Annotated in this window: 17 protein-coding genes and 1 riboswitch; of the genes, 8 read left to right on the top strand and 9 right to left on the bottom strand. The window is 71.5% G+C overall.

Annotated features, from left to right (window positions below; genetic code table 11):
- Positions 1-7: 7 nt before the first annotated feature.
- From OG429_RS25380 to OG429_RS25360, 5 genes are all read left to right on the top strand, one after another.
- Positions 8-2,230, top strand: a complete 2,223-nt coding sequence (locus tag OG429_RS25380; protein ID WP_328927564.1) for a carbon starvation CstA family protein — start codon at positions 8-10, stop codon at positions 2,228-2,230.
- A complete protein-coding gene (locus tag OG429_RS25375) occupies positions 2,227-2,445 on the top strand; it encodes a YbdD/YjiX family protein (RefSeq protein ID WP_328927563.1) in 219 nt (72 codons plus the stop codon). Before OG429_RS25380 ends, OG429_RS25375 begins: the two co-directional genes overlap by 4 nt.
- Positions 2,446-2,513: 68 nt before the next feature.
- Complete coding sequence (locus OG429_RS25370; RefSeq protein ID WP_328927562.1) at positions 2,514-3,011, top strand: GNAT family N-acetyltransferase; 498 nt, start codon at positions 2,514-2,516, stop codon at positions 3,009-3,011.
- Positions 3,012-3,062: 51 nt separating this feature from the next.
- Positions 3,063-3,186: riboswitch (cobalamin riboswitch) on the top strand.
- A 142-nt stretch (positions 3,187-3,328) separates the two neighbouring features.
- On the top strand, positions 3,329-5,728 hold the full coding sequence (locus OG429_RS25365; protein WP_328927561.1) for a ribonucleoside-diphosphate reductase subunit alpha: 2,400 nt from the start codon (positions 3,329-3,331) through the stop codon (positions 5,726-5,728).
- Complete coding sequence (locus tag OG429_RS25360; protein WP_328927560.1) at positions 5,728-6,744, top strand: ribonucleotide-diphosphate reductase subunit beta; 1,017 nt, start codon at positions 5,728-5,730, stop codon at positions 6,742-6,744. Before OG429_RS25365 ends, OG429_RS25360 begins: the two co-directional genes overlap by 1 nt.
- Before the next feature lie 78 nt (positions 6,745-6,822).
- On the opposite strand, the gene OG429_RS25355 is transcribed toward OG429_RS25360, so the two are convergent.
- Positions 6,823-7,047: a hypothetical protein gene (locus OG429_RS25355; RefSeq protein WP_328927559.1), complete on the bottom strand. Its 225-nt coding sequence runs from the start codon at positions 7,045-7,047 to the stop codon at positions 6,823-6,825.
- A gap of 82 nt (positions 7,048-7,129) precedes the next feature.
- On the opposite strand from OG429_RS25355, the gene OG429_RS25350 reads away from it, so the two are divergent.
- Together OG429_RS25350 and OG429_RS25345 are read left to right on the top strand one after the other, a co-directional pair.
- On the top strand, positions 7,130-8,098 hold the full coding sequence (locus OG429_RS25350; RefSeq protein WP_328927558.1) for a helix-turn-helix domain-containing protein: 969 nt from the start codon (positions 7,130-7,132) through the stop codon (positions 8,096-8,098).
- A 151-nt stretch (positions 8,099-8,249) separates the two neighbouring features.
- On the top strand, positions 8,250-8,441 hold the full coding sequence (locus OG429_RS25345; protein ID WP_328927557.1) for a hypothetical protein: 192 nt from the start codon (positions 8,250-8,252) through the stop codon (positions 8,439-8,441).
- 88 nt (positions 8,442-8,529) lie between these two features.
- Here the strand turns inward: OG429_RS25345 and def are convergent, their stop codons facing one another.
- The 8 genes from def to OG429_RS25305 form a co-directional block, all read right to left on the bottom strand.
- The gene (def, locus tag OG429_RS25340; RefSeq protein ID WP_328927556.1) at positions 8,530-9,183 is read right to left on the bottom strand and encodes a peptide deformylase; all 654 of its coding nucleotides are present in this window, start codon (positions 9,181-9,183) and stop codon (positions 8,530-8,532) included.
- 56 nt (positions 9,184-9,239) lie between these two features.
- Positions 9,240-10,250, bottom strand: a complete 1,011-nt coding sequence (locus tag OG429_RS25335; RefSeq protein WP_328927555.1) for a tetratricopeptide repeat protein — start codon at positions 10,248-10,250, stop codon at positions 9,240-9,242.
- Positions 10,251-10,355: 105 nt separating this feature from the next.
- Entirely contained in the window at positions 10,356-11,615 is a 1,260-nt protein-coding gene (locus tag OG429_RS25330) for an HD-GYP domain-containing protein (protein WP_328927554.1), read from the bottom strand.
- Positions 11,612-13,072 (bottom strand): HD-GYP domain-containing protein, encoded by a 1,461-nt coding sequence (locus OG429_RS25325; RefSeq protein ID WP_328927553.1) that lies wholly within the window; start codon positions 13,070-13,072, stop codon positions 11,612-11,614. Before OG429_RS25325 ends, OG429_RS25330 begins: the two co-directional genes overlap by 4 nt.
- 191 nt (positions 13,073-13,263) lie before the next feature.
- Positions 13,264-13,629 (bottom strand): mycothiol system anti-sigma-R factor, encoded by a 366-nt coding sequence (gene rsrA, locus OG429_RS25320; RefSeq protein ID WP_328927552.1) that lies wholly within the window; start codon positions 13,627-13,629, stop codon positions 13,264-13,266.
- Complete coding sequence (locus OG429_RS25315; RefSeq protein ID WP_328930412.1) at positions 13,626-14,270, bottom strand: sigma-70 family RNA polymerase sigma factor; 645 nt, start codon at positions 14,268-14,270, stop codon at positions 13,626-13,628. The genes rsrA and OG429_RS25315 overlap by 4 nt, the downstream gene beginning before the upstream one ends.
- Before the next feature lie 335 nt (positions 14,271-14,605).
- A complete protein-coding gene (locus OG429_RS25310; protein WP_328927551.1) occupies positions 14,606-15,268 on the bottom strand; it encodes an alpha/beta hydrolase family protein in 663 nt (220 codons plus the stop codon).
- Positions 15,269-15,305: 37 nt separating this feature from the next.
- Entirely contained in the window at positions 15,306-16,124 is an 819-nt protein-coding gene (locus OG429_RS25305) for an SOS response-associated peptidase (protein WP_328927550.1), read from the bottom strand.
- Positions 16,125-16,204: 80 nt separating this feature from the next.
- Between OG429_RS25305 and OG429_RS25300 the strand changes: the two genes are divergently transcribed.
- Positions 16,205-16,918 carry a M50 family metallopeptidase gene (locus tag OG429_RS25300; protein ID WP_328927549.1) on the top strand — a complete coding sequence of 238 codons (714 nt, stop codon included), beginning with the start codon at positions 16,205-16,207 and terminating at the stop codon, positions 16,916-16,918.
- The last annotated feature ends 37 nt before the right edge of the window (positions 16,919-16,955 follow it).

The raw sequence follows: 16,955 nt of genomic DNA, 5'->3' as shown, positions 1-16,955 counted from the left end.
GAGAGCCATGGCGGAACCGCAAGCTACTGGTACAGAACGGGCCGCGGCGAGTCCGGGCGGCGCTCCGGGCTCGCCTTCACCGAAGTCCATCGCCGTGTGGGTACTCGTCGGCCTCATCGGCGCCCTCGGCTGGGCCGTGCTCGCGCTCTCGCGCGGCGAGGAGATCTCGGCCGCCTGGCTGCTCGCCGCCGCCCTGGGCTCGTACGCGATCGGCTACCGCTTCTACTCCCGGTTCATCGCGCACCGCGTGCTGAAGGTGGACAAGACGCGGGCCACCCCCGCCGAACGCCTCGACAACGGTGTCGACTTCCACCCCACCGACCGGCGGGTGCTCTTCGGCCACCACTTCGCGGCCGTCGCCGGCGCCGGCCCGCTCGTCGGCCCCGTGCTCGCCGCCCAGATGGGCTATCTGCCGGGCACCATCTGGATCGTCGCGGGCGTCATCTTCGCGGGCGCCGTCCAGGACATGGTCACGCTGTTCTTCTCCACCCGGCGCGACGGGCGCTCGCTCGGCCAGATGGCCCGGGACGAGATCGGCCCCGTGGGCGGTGCCGCCGCCCTCGTCGCCGTGTTCGCCATCATGATCATCCTGCTGGCGGTGCTCGCACTCGTCATCGTCAACGCGCTGGCGCACTCCCCGTGGGGCGTCTTCTCCATCGGCATGACCATCCCCATCGCCCTCTTCATGGGCTTCTACCTGCGCGTGCTGCGCCCGGGCCGGGTCACCGAGATCTCCGTCATCGGCGTCGCGCTGCTGCTGCTCGCCATCGTCGCGGGCGGCTGGGTCGCCGAGTCCTCCTTCGCCTCCACCTTCACGCTGGAGAAGGAGACGCTGGTCATCTGGATGGTGGTGTACGGCTTCGTCGCGTCGGTGCTGCCGGTGTGGATGCTCCTCGCGCCCCGCGACTACCTGTCCACCTTCATGAAGATCGGCACGATCGCGCTGCTCGCCGTGGGCGTGGTGATCGCGATGCCGACCCTGAAGATGCCCGCGGTCGCCGACTTCGCGGCCCGCGGCGACGGCCCCGTCTTCGCCGGCTCGATGTTCCCCTTCGTCTTCATCACCATCGCGTGCGGGGCCCTGTCCGGCTTCCACTCGCTGGTCGCCTCGGGCACCACGCCGAAGATGATCCAGAAGGAGACCCAGGTCCGGGTCATCGGCTACGGCGCGATGCTCACCGAGTCGTTCGTCGCGGTCATGGCGATCATCGCGGCCTGCATCATCGAGCCCGGTCTGTTCTTCGCCGTGAACTCCCCCGCCGGAGTCATCGGCACCACGGTCGAGACCGCCTCGACGGCGGTGACCAACTTCGGCTTCGCCATCTCCCCGGACGCACTCGCCCAGGCCGCGAAGGACGTGGAGGAGGCCACCCTGCTCTCCCGTACGGGCGGCGCGCCGACCTTCGCACTCGGAATGTCGGAGATCTTCTCGGCCGTCCTCGGCGGCGCCGGGATGAAGGCCTTCTGGTACCACTTCGCCATCATGTTCGAGGCGCTGTTCATCCTGACCACGCTCGACGCGGGCACCCGCGTCGGCCGGTTCATGCTCCAGGACACCCTCGGCAACGTGCACAAGCCCTTCAAGGACGTCAGCTGGAAGCCGGGCGTCTGGCTGGCGAGCGCCATCGTCGTCCTCGGCTGGGGCTACTTCCTCTGGGTCGGCATCAAGGACCCGCTGGGCGGCATCAACCAGCTCTTCCCGCTGTTCGGGATCGCGAACCAGCTGCTCGCGGCGGTCGCCCTGGCCGTCTGCACCACCCTGCTGGTCAAGTCCGGCCGGCTGAAGTGGGCCTGGGTGACGGGTGTTCCGCTGGCGTGGGACGTGGCGGTCACGCTCACCGCGAGCTACCAGAAGATCTTCTCCGACGACGTGAAGGTCGGCTTCTTCGCGCAGCGCGACAAGTACCAGGCCGGGATCGACGCGGGCAAGGTCCTGCCGCCCGCCAAGAACATGGACGACATGCACACCGTGGTCACCAACGCCACGGTGGACGGCGCCCTGTCGGCCCTGTTCGCGATCCTCATCATCATCGTGCTGGCGGACGCGGCCCGGACCTGCTTCAAGGCCGTCAGCAGCCCGGAGTCCGTGAAGCTCGCCGAGGTCCCGTGGACCGAGTCGAAGATCATCGCTCCGGCCGGGCTGATCCCGACCGCCGAGGAGAGGGCGGAGCTGGCCCTGGCCGGCCTGGACTCGGGCGGCGGCCGGGCCAAGGAGCCCCTGTCCTCATGAGCGGCTCCACGAGCGGCCGTACGAGCCTGCGCGGCGTGCTGGCGCGGGCCCGGTTCTACGTACGGGAGTTCTCGGGGGAGGCGGCGTACGACCGGTACGTGGCCCACGCCCGCTCCCACGACCCGGACGCGCGGGTCCTGACCCGCCGGCAGTTCGAGCGGGCCCGCACGGACGCGCGCGAGGCGGACCCCCGCGAGGGCTTCCGCTGCTGCTGAGGGGCAGCCGAAGGGCCCCGCCGTAAAAGGGTAGGGCTCTTCGCCATGCCTCCGGCAGACTCGATTGCATGGACATCACGATCAGGCCGGTGCGGCCCGCCGACCACGCGGAACTGGGCGAGATCACCGCCCGGGCCTACCTCGCCGACGGACACCTGGACTTCGGCGAGGACGACGAGTACCTGCACGTGCTGCGCGACGTGGCCGGCCGGGCCGCCGAGGCCGAGGTCCTCGTCGCCGAACGGGACGGACGGGTCCTGGGCGGAGTGACCTTCGCCCCGCCCGGCAGCCCGCTCGCCGACATCGCCGGCCCGGACGAGGCCGAGTTCCGGATGCTCGCCGTGGCCCACGACGCTCGCGGCCAGGGTGCCGGCGAGGCCCTGGTGCGGGCGTGCGTCGAACGGGCCCGGGCCATCGAGGGCGTGACGGCGCTGGTGCTCTCCACCCAGCACTCCATGGCCGGCGCCCACCGGATCTACGCGCGACTGGGCTTCGTACGCACTCCCGAGCGGGACTGGTCACCCATCGACGACCTGAAGTTGCACACTTATCGGTTGAAGCTGTAGCCACGCCGACACAACATGTAGGGGCTGCCGCATCCGGCCGCCCCCACATGTATGCTCATGCCTGCTGTCGCCGCAGGGGAATCCGGTGCGAATCCGGAACTGTCCCGCAACGGTATGAAGTGCACCGATCGGTGCATAGCCAAGTCCGAGGACCTGCCGACAGCGCGCCCGGCTCGACCGAACCGGGTGCCGATACGTCCGGGCCTCGCGGTTGGGCCGGTGGACGCCATGCGGTCTACGCGTTCCGCCACGCCCGCATGCGCCCGCTCGCGCCCCGCCCCGCCGATGTCCGGGCCGAGCGAGGGAGAGCTCCCGCCGTGACCATCGCGCCTTCCGCACCGCGCGCCGAGTCCACTTCTGGCGACAACACCGAGGGCCCGGGGGCCACGCTGCTGCGTACCCTCACCGAACTGACGGCGGACCTCCCCGACACCGACCCCGGCCGGGTCGCCGCCGCCGCGCTGCGCGGCCGCAGCTCCGCCGCCGACGACGCCGAACTGCGCGCCCTGGCCACCGAGGCCGCCGCGGGGCTCATCTCCGAGGACCCGGCCTACTCCCGCCTCGCCGCACGGCTGCTGACGCTCGCCGTCCGTGACGAGGCCGCCGGCCAGGGAGCCACCTCCTTCTCCGAGTCGGTCGCGGTCGGGCACCGCGAGGGGCTCATCGCCGACCGCACGGCCGATTTCGTACGCATCCACGCGAGCCGCCTGGACGCGCTGGTGGAGCACGCCCTCATCGAGGGCGCCGACGACCGCTTCGGCTTCTTCGGCCTGCGCACCCTGCACAGCCGCTACCTGCTGCGCCACCCGATCACCCGCCAGGTCGTGGAGACCCCGCAGTTCTTCATGCTGCGCGTGGCCTGCGGCCTCGCGGAGGACGAGAGCATGCGCGCCGTCGAGGAAGTGGCCTCGCTGTACCGGCTGATGAGCCGCCTCGACTACCTGCCCTCCTCCCCCACGCTCTTCAACTCCGGCACCCGGCACCCGCAGATGTCCTCCTGCTACCTGCTGGACTCCCCGCTGGACGAGCTCGACTCGATCTACGACCGCTACCACCAGGTCGCCCGCCTCTCCAAGCACGCCGGCGGCATCGGTCTGTCGTACTCCCGCATCCGCGCCCGCGGTTCGCTGATCCGCGGCACCAACGGCCACTCCAACGGCATCGTGCCGTTCCTGAAGACCCTCGACGCCTCCGTCGCCGCCGTGAACCAGGGCGGCCGGCGCAAGGGCGCCGCCGCCGTCTACCTGGAGACCTGGCACGCGGACATCGAGGAGTTCCTGGAGCTCCGCGACAACACCGGTGAGGACCAGCGCCGTACGCACAACCTGAACCTCGCCCACTGGGTGCCGGACGAGTTCATGCGCCGCGTGAACGCCGACGCCGACTGGTCGCTGTTCTCCCCGGCCGACGTACCCGAGCTGGTGGACCTGTGGGGCGACGAGTTCGACGCCGCCTACCGCAAGGCCGAGGAGTCGGGCCTGGCCCGCAAGACCATGCCCGCCCGCGACCTGTACGGCCGGATGATGCGCACCCTCGCGCAGACCGGCCAGGGCTGGATGACCTTCAAGGACGCCTCCAACCGCACGGCGAACCAGACCGCCGAGCCGGGCTCGGTCGTCCACTCCTCGAACCTGTGCACCGAGATCATCGAGGTCACCAACGACGGCGAGACGGCCGTCTGCAACCTCGGCTCGGTCAACATGGGCGCGTTCGTCATCGACACGGCGAACGGTCCCGACATCGACTGGGAGCGGCTGGACGAGACCGTCCGCACCGCCGTGACCTTCCTCGACCGCGTGGTGGACATCAACTTCTACCCGACCGAGCAGGCCGGCCGCTCCAACGCCCGCTGGCGCCCGGTCGGTCTGGGTGCGATGGGCCTCCAGGACGTCTTCTTCAAGCTGCGGATGCCCTTCGACTCCCCCGAGGCGAAGGCCCTGTCCACCAAGCTCTCCGAGCGGATCATGCTGGCCGCGTACGAGGCCTCCTGCGACCTCGCCGAGCGCAGCGGCCCGCTGCCCGCCTGGGACAAGACCCGCACCGCCCGCGGCGTCCTGCACCCGGACCACTACGACGTCGAGCTGAACTGGCCGGAGCGCTGGGACGCGCTGCGCGCCCGTGTCGCCGAGAGCGGCATGCGCAACTCGCTGCTCCTGGCCATCGCCCCGACGGCGACGATCGCCTCGATCGCGGGTGTGTACGAGTGCATCGAGCCGCAGGTCTCCAACCTCTTCAAGCGCGAGACGCTGAGCGGCGAGTTCCTCCAGGTCAACGCGTACCTGGTGGACGAGCTGAAGCAGCTCGGCGTGTGGGACGCCCAGACCCGCGAGGCGCTGCGCGAGTCCAGCGGCTCGGTGCAGGGCTTCGGCTGGATCCCGGCCGAGGTGCGCGAGCTGTACCGCACGGCGTGGGAGATCCCGCAGCGCGGTCTGATCGACATGGCGGCGGCCCGTACGCCGTTCCTCGACCAGTCGCAGTCGCTGAACCTGTTCCTGGAGACGCCCACCATCGGCAAGCTCAGCTCGATGTACGCGTACGCCTGGAAGCAGGGGCTGAAGACCACGTACTACCTGCGCTCCCGCCCGGCGACGAAGATCGCCCGCGCCGCGTCCGGCTCCGCCGTCCCGGCCGCCGCCACCCCGCTCCCGCAGGCCGTCGACGCCGATGCCCTGGCCTGCTCCCTTGAGAACCCCGAGTCCTGCGAGGCCTGCCAGTAATGAGCTCCACCGACAACAAGAACCTCCTGGACCCGGGCTTCGAGCTCACGCTCCGCCCCATGCGCTACCCGGACTTCTACGAGCGCTACCGGGACGCGATCAAGAACACCTGGACCGTCGAGGAGGTCGACCTCCACTCGGACGTCGCCGACCTGGCGAAGCTGACGCCCTCCGAGCAGCACATGATCGGCCGGCTGGTCGCGTTCTTCGCGACGGGCGACTCGATCGTCTCCAACAACCTGGTGCTGACGCTCTACAAGCACATCAACTCCCCGGAGGCGCGCCTGTACCTGTCGCGCCAGCTGTTCGAGGAGGCCGTGCACGTCCAGTTCTACCTGACGCTGCTCGACACCTACCTGCCCGACCCGGACGACCGCTCGGCCGCCTTCGACGCGGTCGAGGAGATCCCGTCGATCCGTGAGAAGGCGCAGTTCTGCTTCAAGTGGATGGACTCGGTCGAGAAGATCGACCGGCTGGAGACGGCTTCCGACCGGCGCCGCTTCCTGCTGAACCTGATCTGCTTCGCCGCGTGCATCGAGGGCCTGTTCTTCTACGGCGCCTTCGCGTACGTCTACTGGTTCCGCTCGCGCGGTCTGCTGCACGGCCTGGCCACCGGCACCAACTGGGTGTTCCGCGACGAGACCATGCACATGAACTTCGCGTTCGAGGTCGTGGACACGGTCCGCAAGGAGGAGCCGGAGCTCTTCGACGACGCGCTCCAGCAGCAGGTCACCGACATGCTGAAGGAGGCCGTGGAGGCGGAGCTGCAGTTCGGCCGCGACCTGTGCGGCGACGGCCTGCCGGGCATGAACACCGAGTCGATGCGCGAGTACCTGGAGTGCGTCGCGGACCAGCGACTGGTCCGCCTCGGCTTCCCGCCGGTGTACGGCTCGCAGAACCCGTTCTCCTTCATGGAGCTGCAGGGCGTCCAGGAGCTGACGAACTTCTTCGAGCGCCGTCCGTCGGCCTACCAGGTCGCGGTCGAGGGCACGGTCGACCTGGACGAGGACTTCTAGCCCGTCCGCGCATGTGCGCACGGAGCCGGAACGCGAAGGACGACCGCGTTCCGGCTCCTCGCGTTCGGGGGCCGGGGCTCAGTGGGCCATGCGTCCCCGACGCCAGGTGACGAACCGGATGCCGCGCCGGCGCGGGGTGGGCGGCAGACCGCCCGCTCGCTGGCGGGGCAGCCACACCAGCCGGGTCGCGGCGGCCCGCAGCTGCCGGTCGATCCGCCGGTCGCCGCGCGCCCCGTACAGGCTGGGCCCGAGCAAGACGGCGGCGATGACCAGAACGGCGAGGTAGTTCACGAAAGTGCTCATACCTCCACTGTCCGCCTGTTCGGCCATGATCGACGAGTGGCAGGACTGTCATCAAAGAACGAATTACTGCCACACTGGGGCCATGCTGACCAATGTGGCCGTGGCTCTCGTCGACGGTGTCGCCCCGTTCGAGCTGGGGATCTTCTGCGAGGTCTTCGGAATCGACCGCAGCGACATGGGACTGCCGGTCTACGACTTCGCCGTATGTGCGGCGCAGGAGCGGCGCTCCCCGACCGGCGACGGGCATTTCGAGATCGTCGTCCCGTACGGCCTGGAGCGACTGGAGAGCGCGGACCTGATCTGCGTGCCGGCCGACCGCCGGGCCGCGACCCGCGAGTACCCCGAGCCGCTGCTGGCGGCCCTGCGCCGGGCCGTGGACCGGGGGGCACGGGTGCTGAGCGTGTGCAACGGGGCCTTCATGCTGGGCGCGGCCGGCCTGCTCGACGGCCGCCGCTGCACCACCCACTGGATGCACGCCCCGACCCTGACGCGCCGCTACCCGCGAGCCCTGGTCGACCCCGACGTGCTGTACGTGGACGAGGGCCAGGTGATCACCTCGGCGGGCACCGCCTCGGGCATCGACGCCTGCCTGCACGTGGTACGGCAGGAGCAGGGCGCCGAGGTGGCCAACACCATCGCGCGGCGGATGGTCGTACCGCCGCACCGGGACGGCGGGCAGGCGCAGTTCATCCGGCGCCCGCTCCCCCGCACGGCCTGCGACACGGTGGGCGAGGTGATCGGGTGGATGGCCCGCCACCTGGACGGCGAGATCACCGTCGAGCAGCTCGCGGAGCGCGCGCACATGTCGCCGCGCACCTTCGCCCGCCGCTTCCTCCAGGAGACCGGCACCACCCCGTACCAGTGGGTGCTCCGCCAGCGGGTCCTGCTGGCCCAGGAGTTGCTGGAGTCCACCGACGAGACCGTCGACGCGATCGCGGGCCGGTGCGGCTTCGGCAACGCGGCCGCCCTGCGCCACCACTTCCTGCGGACGCTCGGCACCACGCCGAACGCCTTCAGGCGCACCTTCCGGGGGCCGCAGGCCGCGGCCTGACCGGTACGCTCTGGCCGAGAAACAGGGAACCTTTGGCCCAAACCAAGTCCCTGCGTAGTCAAGCGGTATCGTACCGTGATGAGGCCTGATCTGGCCGCACCCGTACAGCGTCCGGCCTCGCGCCGCTCACCACTGCCCAGGGGGGCCTGCTATGACCCGTACCGCCCGTATCCTCGCCGCCGCCGCGTTCGCCGTTCTGCTCGTCGGCGGCGCGGCCGCGACCGCTTCCGCGGACAGCGGCTGGGGTTTCGCACCAGTCGACAGCGGCTGGGGCGCGGCTCCGGCCGACGCCGCGTCGAACCCCGTTCCCGGCGACAGCGGCTGGGGTTCTGCCCCGCGCTAGTCCAGAGCCGTGCGCACCTGCGGCAGGACCCCGATCCGGTTCCGGATCGGGGTCCTGCCGCAGGTGCGCGTGCGTACGCCGCGGGAGATCAGTCGTTCGGGACGGTCTCGTAACGCGGGGTGCCCTCTTCCATCTGCCGCAGGGCGTCCTTGCGGTCCCGCTTCGAGAGCCGGTCGATGTACAGGTACCCGTACAGGTGGTCGGTCTCGTGCTGCAGGCAGCGCGCGAAGTAGCCGGTGCCGCGCACCTTGATCGGGTTGCCCTGCGCGTCGTGGCCCTCGACCTCGGCGTAGTCCGGGCGGGCCAGCGAGGCGTACGCCGTCGGGACCGACAGGCAGCCCTCGTTGGAGTCGTCCAGCACCCGCGCGCCGGCCGGCAGCTCCACGAGCTTCGGATTGACCACGACACCGGTGTGCCGCACGCCGTCGTCGTCCGGGCAGTCGTACACGAAGACCTTGGCGTCCACGCCGATCTGGTTCGCGGCCAGGCCCACACCCTCTGCGGCCTTCTGGCTGGCGAACATGTCGTCGATCAGCTGCGCCAGCTCGTCGCCGAACTCGGTGACGTCCTTGCACTCGCGGTGCAGGACCGGGTTGCCGACCACCGTGATCGGGCGGGCGGTGCCGCGCTCGCGGTGGGCGAGCTCGCGCTCCGCACAGTCCTCGGTGTCCACGACGTACCCGTCGTTCACCTCGGTACCGGCCGCCTCGGCCTCGACAACCTCGTTCTCCTGCTGCGCCATATCCGCCGTACGCCTTCCGTAAGTCACCGATGTGCCCGTACAGCCTACGGCCCGGCTCAGCAGACTTCTTCGAGATCCCGCCACTCCCGGCTGTCCGGGCTGTCGGCGACCCAGCCGTCGAGCAGTCCGCGCACCAGGCCGGCCGGAGCCGCGATGCCGCACTCCCGCTCGGGCACCCACAGAGATCCGGAACCGGCCGTGCGGTGACCCAGCGGTCCGGGGTGCCCCGGCTCGCTGTGGTCGTGCGGGTCCAGGTGCTCCCCGTCCCCCTCGTCGCTCGGCATCTCGCTCTCCGAACAGGTCCGGCACAGCAGCCGCACCGACGAGGACCAGTCCTCGGCGGCGAAGCCCGCGTCCGCGGCCAGCTGCTCCAGCGCGTCGCGGTCCGTCTCGCCGGCCGCCTCCAGCAGCACCACCCAGGTCGGCACCGGCGACGGCGCCCACAGCTCGATCTCGTCGAAGACCGGGTACGAGGGTCCGGCCGCGGTGACCCGCTCGCCGTGCGGGACCCCGTCGTGGAGCACCACCTCGCCCCAGCGGCGCCCCGAGGAGGGCAGCGGGATCGACAGGACCTCGATGCGGGCCGGGTCCAGCCGGCGGCCCCAGACCACCTCGGCCTCGCCCTCGGGCGACAGCCGCACGGCTGCGCTGCCGAGCTCCATGCCGACCGGCTCACCGCCGTGCTTCCCGTTGCCCGCTCCGGCACCGTGCGGGTCGCCGGGCACCTTGAGCCCGTACGCCTGCCAGGCCCGCCTGGCCAGCGGCCAGTCCTGCAGGGCGGTCGCGGCGATCCCCACGTTCCACCAGTCCGGGGCGCCGGTCTCCCGGTCCAGCAGGGCCACGGCGCGCAGCCCGGCGGACCGCGCCTGCTCCCAGTCGTGCCGGAACTTGTGCAGCAGAGCCAGGTTGAACCAGGACTCGGACAGCCAGGGCTCCAGGTCCGCGGCTCTGGTCAGGAGCGCCCCCGCGTCCTCGTACCGCCCGTCGCCGATCAGCGTGAACGCGCGGTCGGTGGCCTGCCGCCACGAGGCGGAGGGCCGATGCCGTACCTTCCCGAAGATCCTCACGATTCCCGCCTGCCGGTCCTACAGTGCAACCTTGCGGACACTCTCACGGTCCCTCTTACAGGCATCCAACCATGCCCACTCGGACGGCCGCTCATTACCCATGGGTTACCCAGGTTGGACAGGAACAACTCTGTCACGTCCACCCCTGGCCAGAACCCTCGCCAAGCCCTCCACGACCTCCGGCTGGTACTCGTGCCCGGTGCCCAGGCGGAGCTGCTCCAGAGCGGCCAGTGAGCCGCCCGGGTGACGGTTCCCGCCGACCAGGTCGTCGTACGCGTTCACCGCCCGCACGATGCGGGCGGCGACGGGCTGCTCCCGGTAGGGATCCGCCTGCCGCTCCACCACCACGGCGACCTCGGCCGGCACCCCGGTCTGGCGGGCCACCTCCCCGCCCAGCTCGGCGATCCGCCGGGCTTCGGCGGCGGGCAGCTGCGCGGTCGCCCCGTCCGGGACCGGGTCGACGAGGGAGAGCTGCCCGATGTCGTGCATCAGCGCGGCGTACTCCAGCACCGTGAGCTCCCGCTCCGACAGCCCCAGCTCCCGGCCGACGGCGCAGCTCAGGGAGGCGACCCGGCGGGAGTGGCCGGGCGGGGTGTAGCCGGCGATCTCCGTGGCCCGGGCCAGGGAGGTGATGGTCTGGCGGTAGGTGGTGCGGATCGCGGTGATCCGGTGGAAGGACATCTGGGTCAGCAGCAACGGCACGCTGAACACGGGCAGGGCCCACAGCCCCGCGCCGGCCACGCCGAGGGCCATCACGACGCCCGTGGCGCAGATCGCCGAGCCGATGCCGAGCTGGGCGCGCAGCTCGTCGCGGAGCAGGGGCCCGTACGGCCAGCCGGTCCGGGCCGCGGCGAGGGCGGCGGCGAGCACCGCGTCGCACAGGGCGGTGAGGCCGAGGAGGAGGAGCAGGAAGAGGACGAGGTACGGGCCCTGGCCCACCCGCTCCTCCAGGCGGCCCGAGTTGTAGAGAGGCTGGAAACAGACGGCGGCGAAGGCGACGGTGAGGACCCGGCGGGCGACGTGGTCCACGGCGGGGCCGCGGCCCCGGGCGACGTGCGGGACGGCCCCGGCGAGGGCGGCCGCTACGACGACCGCGACGATCTGCAGCACCCCGTGGTGGGTGGGCCGCCCGGCGAGCTGGCCTAGCAGGGCGTAGGCGAGGGCTCCGGCGGAGCCGAGCGGCGCGGGCCGGCGGTCGGTGGGTTCGCGGCGCTCCCGGCGGGCGAGCTCGCCGATGGTGATCAGGATCCCGAAGGCCAGGGCGGTGCCGGGTTCGGCGAGCCCGTTCCACAGGGTGTGCCCGAGCCCGACGGCGGTGAGTGCTGCGGCCGCGCCCCGCACGGTCCAGACGGCGGCCGGCCTCACGTGCCGGCCCCCGGTGGCGCGGGGGACACGGGGGTGGCCACGGCCGGGCCGGCGCCCTGGCCGGGCAGGGCGGGCAGGGTCGGCGCCCCGGGCCCGCCCCCGGTGGGCGAGCCGCCGCCGATCACCTGGAGGTCGTCGTCGGAGGTGACCACCGGATGCCAGCCGTGCCGTCCGACGGCCCCGGTCAGGGCCCCCACCATCGCCGGGTCGAACTGCGCCCCCGCGCACCGCGCCAGTTCCGCCAGGGCGGCCTCCACGGGCCGGGCCCGGCTGTAGGAGCGGGTGGAGGTCATCGCGTCGAAGGCGTCGGCCACGGCCACCACCCGGGCCAGTACCGGGATCTGGTCGCCGGTCAGCCCGTACGGGTAGCCGGAGCCGTCGACCCGCTCGTGGTGGTGCAGGATCGCGGACCGGGCCTCCCCGAGGAAGCCGATCCCGCGCACCATCTCGTGCCCGTACTCGGGGTGCAGTTCGATGACGCGGCGCTCTTCCGGGGTGAGCGGCCCGTCCTTGCGCAGCAGCCGCGTCGGGACGCCGAGCTTGCCGACGTCGTGCAGGATCCCGGCGATGCGGACGACCTCCAGGCGGTCCTCGGCCATGCCCAGCTCGCGGGCGATCATCGCGGAGGCCTGGCCGACCCGTTCGCTGTGGCCGCGCGTGTAGCGGTCCTTGATGTCGACGGCCTGGACGAGCGCGCGGATGGTGGCCTGGTGGGCGGCGCGTTCGCGGTGGTACTGGGCGAAGACCCAGCAGGAGATGTACATCGGCAGGAGGACGAGCAGCGCGGCCGGGACACCGTACGGGCTGCGCCACATGACGGCCATCATCAGCCCGGCCAGGCCGTGCACGCAGTGCGGGGCGAGCGACCGGGTGAGCAGTCCGCGCCAGGCGGTGGCGGCGGGCCGGCGTTCCGCGGTGGCCAGGACGCCTCCGTCGAGGGCGGTGAGCACCAGGCAGAAGACGACGGCCGCGGCCGCCGCGGGGAGCATCACGTACGGGAAGTCGGCCACCCAGACGGGCGGGTCCGCGGCACCGGGCGGCCCGGAGCCCCCGGAGGAGCCCAGCGCCGCCGGGCCGCGCAGCAGTTGGTACGTCTGCCCGGCGGCCCAGGCGGCTATCGACTGCTGCGCGCCGTGCCACACCCGGCGCACCCAGGCGGGCCGTTGGACCACGGTCCCCGCGAGGGCGCCGGGCAGCGCCACGAGCGCGGCGGCGGCGGGCGGCAGCAGGAAGACGGCGGCCAGCACCACGGGGAAGAAGGAGCCGATGCCCTCGGGAACCCGGCCGCCCGGCAGCGGCCGGCTCTTCACGAGCTCGCAGCCGAGGTAGAGCACGGCGAGCAGCGCCACGGACTCCCGGGGCGCATCGGAACCGGCGAGGGCCGGGGCGACGCACGCGGCTGCCGCGAGGACGGCGCACAGGATGTATCCGCGCGCTCCCGGAGGAAGTACCCGCATGGCGTTCTCCTCCCCTGGGCCGTTCAAGCCGGGTACCGAATCGGACCGGTACCGAATGGGGAGAATAAGTGGGGCCCCGGGCGAAGGGGGCCACATTTTCGTATTGCGCCATACGGACGCCCCTGGATTAGCACCTTCGGGTGAACGAAGTACCTCTCCGGGGGCGGTTGTTCACGCCCTCGACCGTCGCGTCAGCCGGCGGCCGGATTGTCCGCGGTGGCATCCGCCGTGACGTCGGAGGTGACGCCGGCCCCGATGTCGGAGGGGACGTCGGCAGTGACGTCGTGGTCCGGCACGGCTTGCCCCGACCGGATCAGCTCGATCCGGCCCATCACCTTCGACCGCAGGTCGGTCGGCACGTCGTCCGATCCACAGCAGCGCTTGACCAGCTTCTTCACGGCCTGTTCCAGGCCGTACTTCTCCAGACAGGGGTTGCACTCGCCGAAGTGTGTCTCGAACTTCGTGCAGTCACTGTCGGGCATCTCATGGTCGAGGAACTCGTAAAGGTGGTCCAGGACCTCAGAGCACTCCGTCTCGTGCGGCTCTCCGCAACTCATGAGCCCGAGCCTTTCCTGTCGTTCGACTCTCCCGCGCCCGCGGGGACCATCCCGCGCTCACGGGCATAGTCCTCCAGCATTCCACGGAGTTGACGGCGGCCACGGTGCAGTCGCGACATGACCGTACCGATGGGTGTACCCATGATGTCGGCGATCTCCTTGTACGCAAAGCCCTCTACGTCGGCAAGGTAGACCGCGATGCGGAACTCCTCGGGAATGGCCTGGAGCGCTTCCTTCACGTCCGAATCGGGCAAGTGGTCGAGCGCCTGCGACTCGGCGGAACGCAGGCCGGTCGACATGTGCGACTCGGCGCGTGCCAGCTGCCAGTCCTCGATCTCCTCCGCGGCGCTGCGCTGGGGCTCGCGCTGCTTCTTGCGGTAGGAGTTAATGAACGTGTTGGTCAGAATGCGGTAGAGCCACGCCTTCAGGTTGGTGCCTTCGCGGAACTGGTGGAAGGACGCGTATGCCTTGGCGTACGTCTCCTGGACCAGGTCCTCGGCGTCGGCCGGGTTGCGCGTCATGCGCAGCGCGGCCGAGTACATCTGGTCGAGGTAGCCGAGGGCGTCCCGCTCGAAGCGCGCGTTGCGCTCCAGGGTCGTCTCCTCCGCGTGGCCTTCGTCGGTCCCAGCGACAGGACCCACCTCCTCCGACTGCGTGGCGGCTCCGAAAGCGGACCCGCTCGAATCGGAGAATAGTCGACCTTCCCGGGCCTCCGCCGCCCGAAGCGAGCCGCGCTTCGGCGCAGGAAGCACCGTCCAGTCCAGGTCAGCGGCCTGCGGACGGTTCTGGCTGATGACCTGGGTCATGCGCTCCCTCTCCTCCGACGAAATCCCGTGCGTACCGACATCCGGGACAACAGAAGGCGCGGGCGGCAAATTCCCCGCACGGGGCCCGGTTTTCGGCCTCCGTACGGCCCCCGTGCGGCCGACGGAGGGCCACAGTGATCCGGATCACCCCGGAATATGTCAGGTCGCGGTCAGGCCTCCAGGGCCGCGAGCCACTCGGCCACCGCCTCCGTGATCACGACGAGGGCCTCCTCCTGGGTGGTCTCCGCCTTCTTCGGCACGGCGAAGCCGTGGTCCGCGTACGCGACCTCCACCAGCGTGTACGGGACCCCCGCGGCCGACTCCGGGAACTCCTGCGGACGCCCGAAGGAATCCCGGCCGCCCTGGACCACCAGGGTGGGCAGCCCGGCGCCGAGCAGCTCCTCGGCCCGGGACTTCTCCGGCCGGCCCGGCGGGTGCAGCGGGAACGCCAGCGCCAGCACCCCGGCCGCGCCCAGTGCCGCCGCGGTCCGGCAGGCCACCCGGGCCCCGGCGCTGCGGCCGCCCGCGACCACGGGCAGGCCGGGCCCGGCCAGTGCCGGCCACAGAGCGCGCCATCCCTCGTCGAGCACCTTGGGAGCGGCGGCGACCTTCTTCCCGGCGACTCGCCAGGGCTGTTCGACCAAGGCCACGGTGATCCCCCGGGCGGGCAGGGCGGCGGCCAGCGCCTGGAGGTCGCGGGCCTCGACCCCGCCGCCGGCGCCGTGCCCCAGTGCGAGGACGAGCCGGGCCTTGCGGGCGGTGTGCCAGGTGATGCGGGCCTCGCCCGCCGGGGTGTCGACGCTCTCGGTACGCGTGGTCATGGATCCGGTCATGGATCCATCCTGCACGCGGACGGGTTGACGACAGGGTCTAGAAGAGGGTGGCCTCTTCCGGCGCGGCGAGCTCCTCCAGGAGCTCCGGACCGTTGTTCCGGACGTTGCTCACCGCGGTCGCTACCGGATAGGCCCGCATCAGGCCGCCCGGCGGCGGCTCCAGCAGGCGCCGCAGCGAGCCCTCGGTGTCGGTGTTCGCGGGGTCCAGCCAGGCGTCCCAGCGGTCGGGGGTCAGCATGAGCGGCATCCGCGGGTGGATGTCTGACAGGGAGCGCGGCCCCTCGGCGGGAGCCACGCCCAGCGGCCCGGTCTCGGCCTCGGTGGTGATCACCGAGCAGGTGACCCGCCACGCGAGCGGGTGCTCGTCGGGCAGCGTCCGGTCGCGCCAGAACTCGTAGATCCCGGCCATGGCGAAGACGGAGCCGTCGGCGGGGAGCACGAAGTAGGGCTGCTTGCGGGCCCGCTTCTTCTCCCCCTCCACCTCCAGCTGCCGCTCGTCGTGGGCGGTGACCCACTCGTAGTAGCCGTCGGCGGGGATGATGCAGCGGCGCTGGGCGAAGGGCCGGCGGAAGGACGGCTTCTCGGCGAGGGTCTCGGAGCGGGCATTGATCATCCGGGCGGCGCCGTCGGGATTCTTGGCCCAGGAGGGAACGAGCCCCCACTTCAGGACGCGCAGCTGGCGAACCGGACGCTGGGTCGGAGCGTCTTTCACGGGACGGTCGAGGACGACGCGGACCTCTTTCGTCGGCGCCACGTTCCAGTCGGGTGCCAGTGTCTCCTCCGGCTCCCACTTCTCGATGCCGAAGACCTCCACCAGGTCCTCGGGCCCACGGCTCGCTGCATACCTTCCGCACATGCCTGCCACACTGCCATGTCTCTCCCCCAGCTAACGCTGGGAGGTCCCCCCGACCACTACCGCAAGGAGTCCGCCACCTCATGGACAGCACCACGACGGCCGGCCTGTGGGACCGGCTCACGGGCATACAGACCCCGCCCGATCTGTGGCTGGTGATCGTGACGGGCCTGGCCGCGCTGGCCGCCGTCGGCCCCCGCCCGCTGTGGCGGGTCTCGCGCAACGCCGTGACCATCGCGCACGAGGGCGGGCACGGCCTGATGGCGCTGCTGACCAGGCGCCGGCTCGAAGGGATACGGCTGCACTCCGACACCAGCGGGGTCACGCTCAGCGTGGGCAGCCCGACCGGCCTCGGGATGATCCTGACCGCCGCCGCCGGGTACACCGCCCCCTCGCTGCTGGGGCTCGGCGGGGCGGCACTGCTGTCCGCGCACCGGATCACGCTGCTGCTGTGGGTGGCCACCGCCCTGCTGCTGGCGATGCTGGTGATGATCCGGAACGCGTACGGGGTCCTGACGGTCGTACTGACCGGCGGCGCCTTCGTGCTGGTGTCCTGGCAGGCCCCGGCCGACGTGCAGGCCGTCTTCGCGTACGCGGTGGTGTGGTTCCTGCTGCTCGGCGGCGTCCGGCCGGTCTTCGAGCTCGGCGCCAAGCGGCGGCACGGCGGGGCGCCGGATTCCGACGCCGACCAGCTCGGACGGCTCACACACGTGCACCCGGTGGTGTGGCTGCTCCTCTTCCATGTTGTCGCCCTGTGCTCGCTGGTGGGCGGCGGCCGTTGGCTTCTCGGCCTCTGAGACGGCGCAGCGATCAAGATCTGGTGCCGGAGGAAGC

This window comes from Streptomyces sp. NBC_00190 (genome assembly GCF_036203305.1).
Taxonomy (GTDB): Bacteria; Actinomycetota; Actinomycetes; order Streptomycetales; family Streptomycetaceae; genus Streptomyces.
Note: the sequence above shows the minus strand (reverse complement) of the source record. Positions and strands in the feature narration are given on the sequence as shown.

Bases quoted from the DNA above. Each gene is read 5' to 3' on its own strand.
- OG429_RS25300 (WP_328927549.1), top strand. From the start codon at position 16,205: ATGGACAGCACCACGACGGCCGGCCTGTGGGACCGGCTCACGGGCATA.
- OG429_RS25370 (WP_328927562.1), top strand. From the start codon at position 2,514: ATGGACATCACGATCAGGCCGGTGCGGCCCGCCGACCACGCGGAACTG.
- OG429_RS25375 (WP_328927563.1), top strand. From the start codon at position 2,227: ATGAGCGGCTCCACGAGCGGCCGTACGAGCCTGCGCGGCGTGCTGGCG.
- rsrA (WP_328927552.1), bottom strand. From the start codon at position 13,629: ATGAGTTGCGGAGAGCCGCACGAGACGGAGTGCTCTGAGGTCCTGGAC.
- OG429_RS25310 (WP_328927551.1), bottom strand. From the start codon at position 15,268: ATGACCGGATCCATGACCACGCGTACCGAGAGCGTCGACACCCCGGCG.
- OG429_RS25360 (WP_328927560.1), top strand. From the start codon at position 5,728: ATGAGCTCCACCGACAACAAGAACCTCCTGGACCCGGGCTTCGAGCTC.
- OG429_RS25350 (WP_328927558.1), top strand. From the start codon at position 7,130: ATGCTGACCAATGTGGCCGTGGCTCTCGTCGACGGTGTCGCCCCGTTC.
- OG429_RS25325 (WP_328927553.1), bottom strand. From the start codon at position 13,072: ATGCGGGTACTTCCTCCGGGAGCGCGCGGATACATCCTGTGCGCCGTC.
- OG429_RS25345 (WP_328927557.1), top strand. From the start codon at position 8,250: ATGACCCGTACCGCCCGTATCCTCGCCGCCGCCGCGTTCGCCGTTCTG.
- OG429_RS25380 (WP_328927564.1), top strand. From the start codon at position 8: ATGGCGGAACCGCAAGCTACTGGTACAGAACGGGCCGCGGCGAGTCCG.
- def (WP_328927556.1), bottom strand. From the start codon at position 9,183: ATGGCGCAGCAGGAGAACGAGGTTGTCGAGGCCGAGGCGGCCGGTACC.
- OG429_RS25305 (WP_328927550.1), bottom strand. From the start codon at position 16,124: ATGTGCGGAAGGTATGCAGCGAGCCGTGGGCCCGAGGACCTGGTGGAG.
- OG429_RS25355 (WP_328927559.1), bottom strand. From the start codon at position 7,047: ATGAGCACTTTCGTGAACTACCTCGCCGTTCTGGTCATCGCCGCCGTC.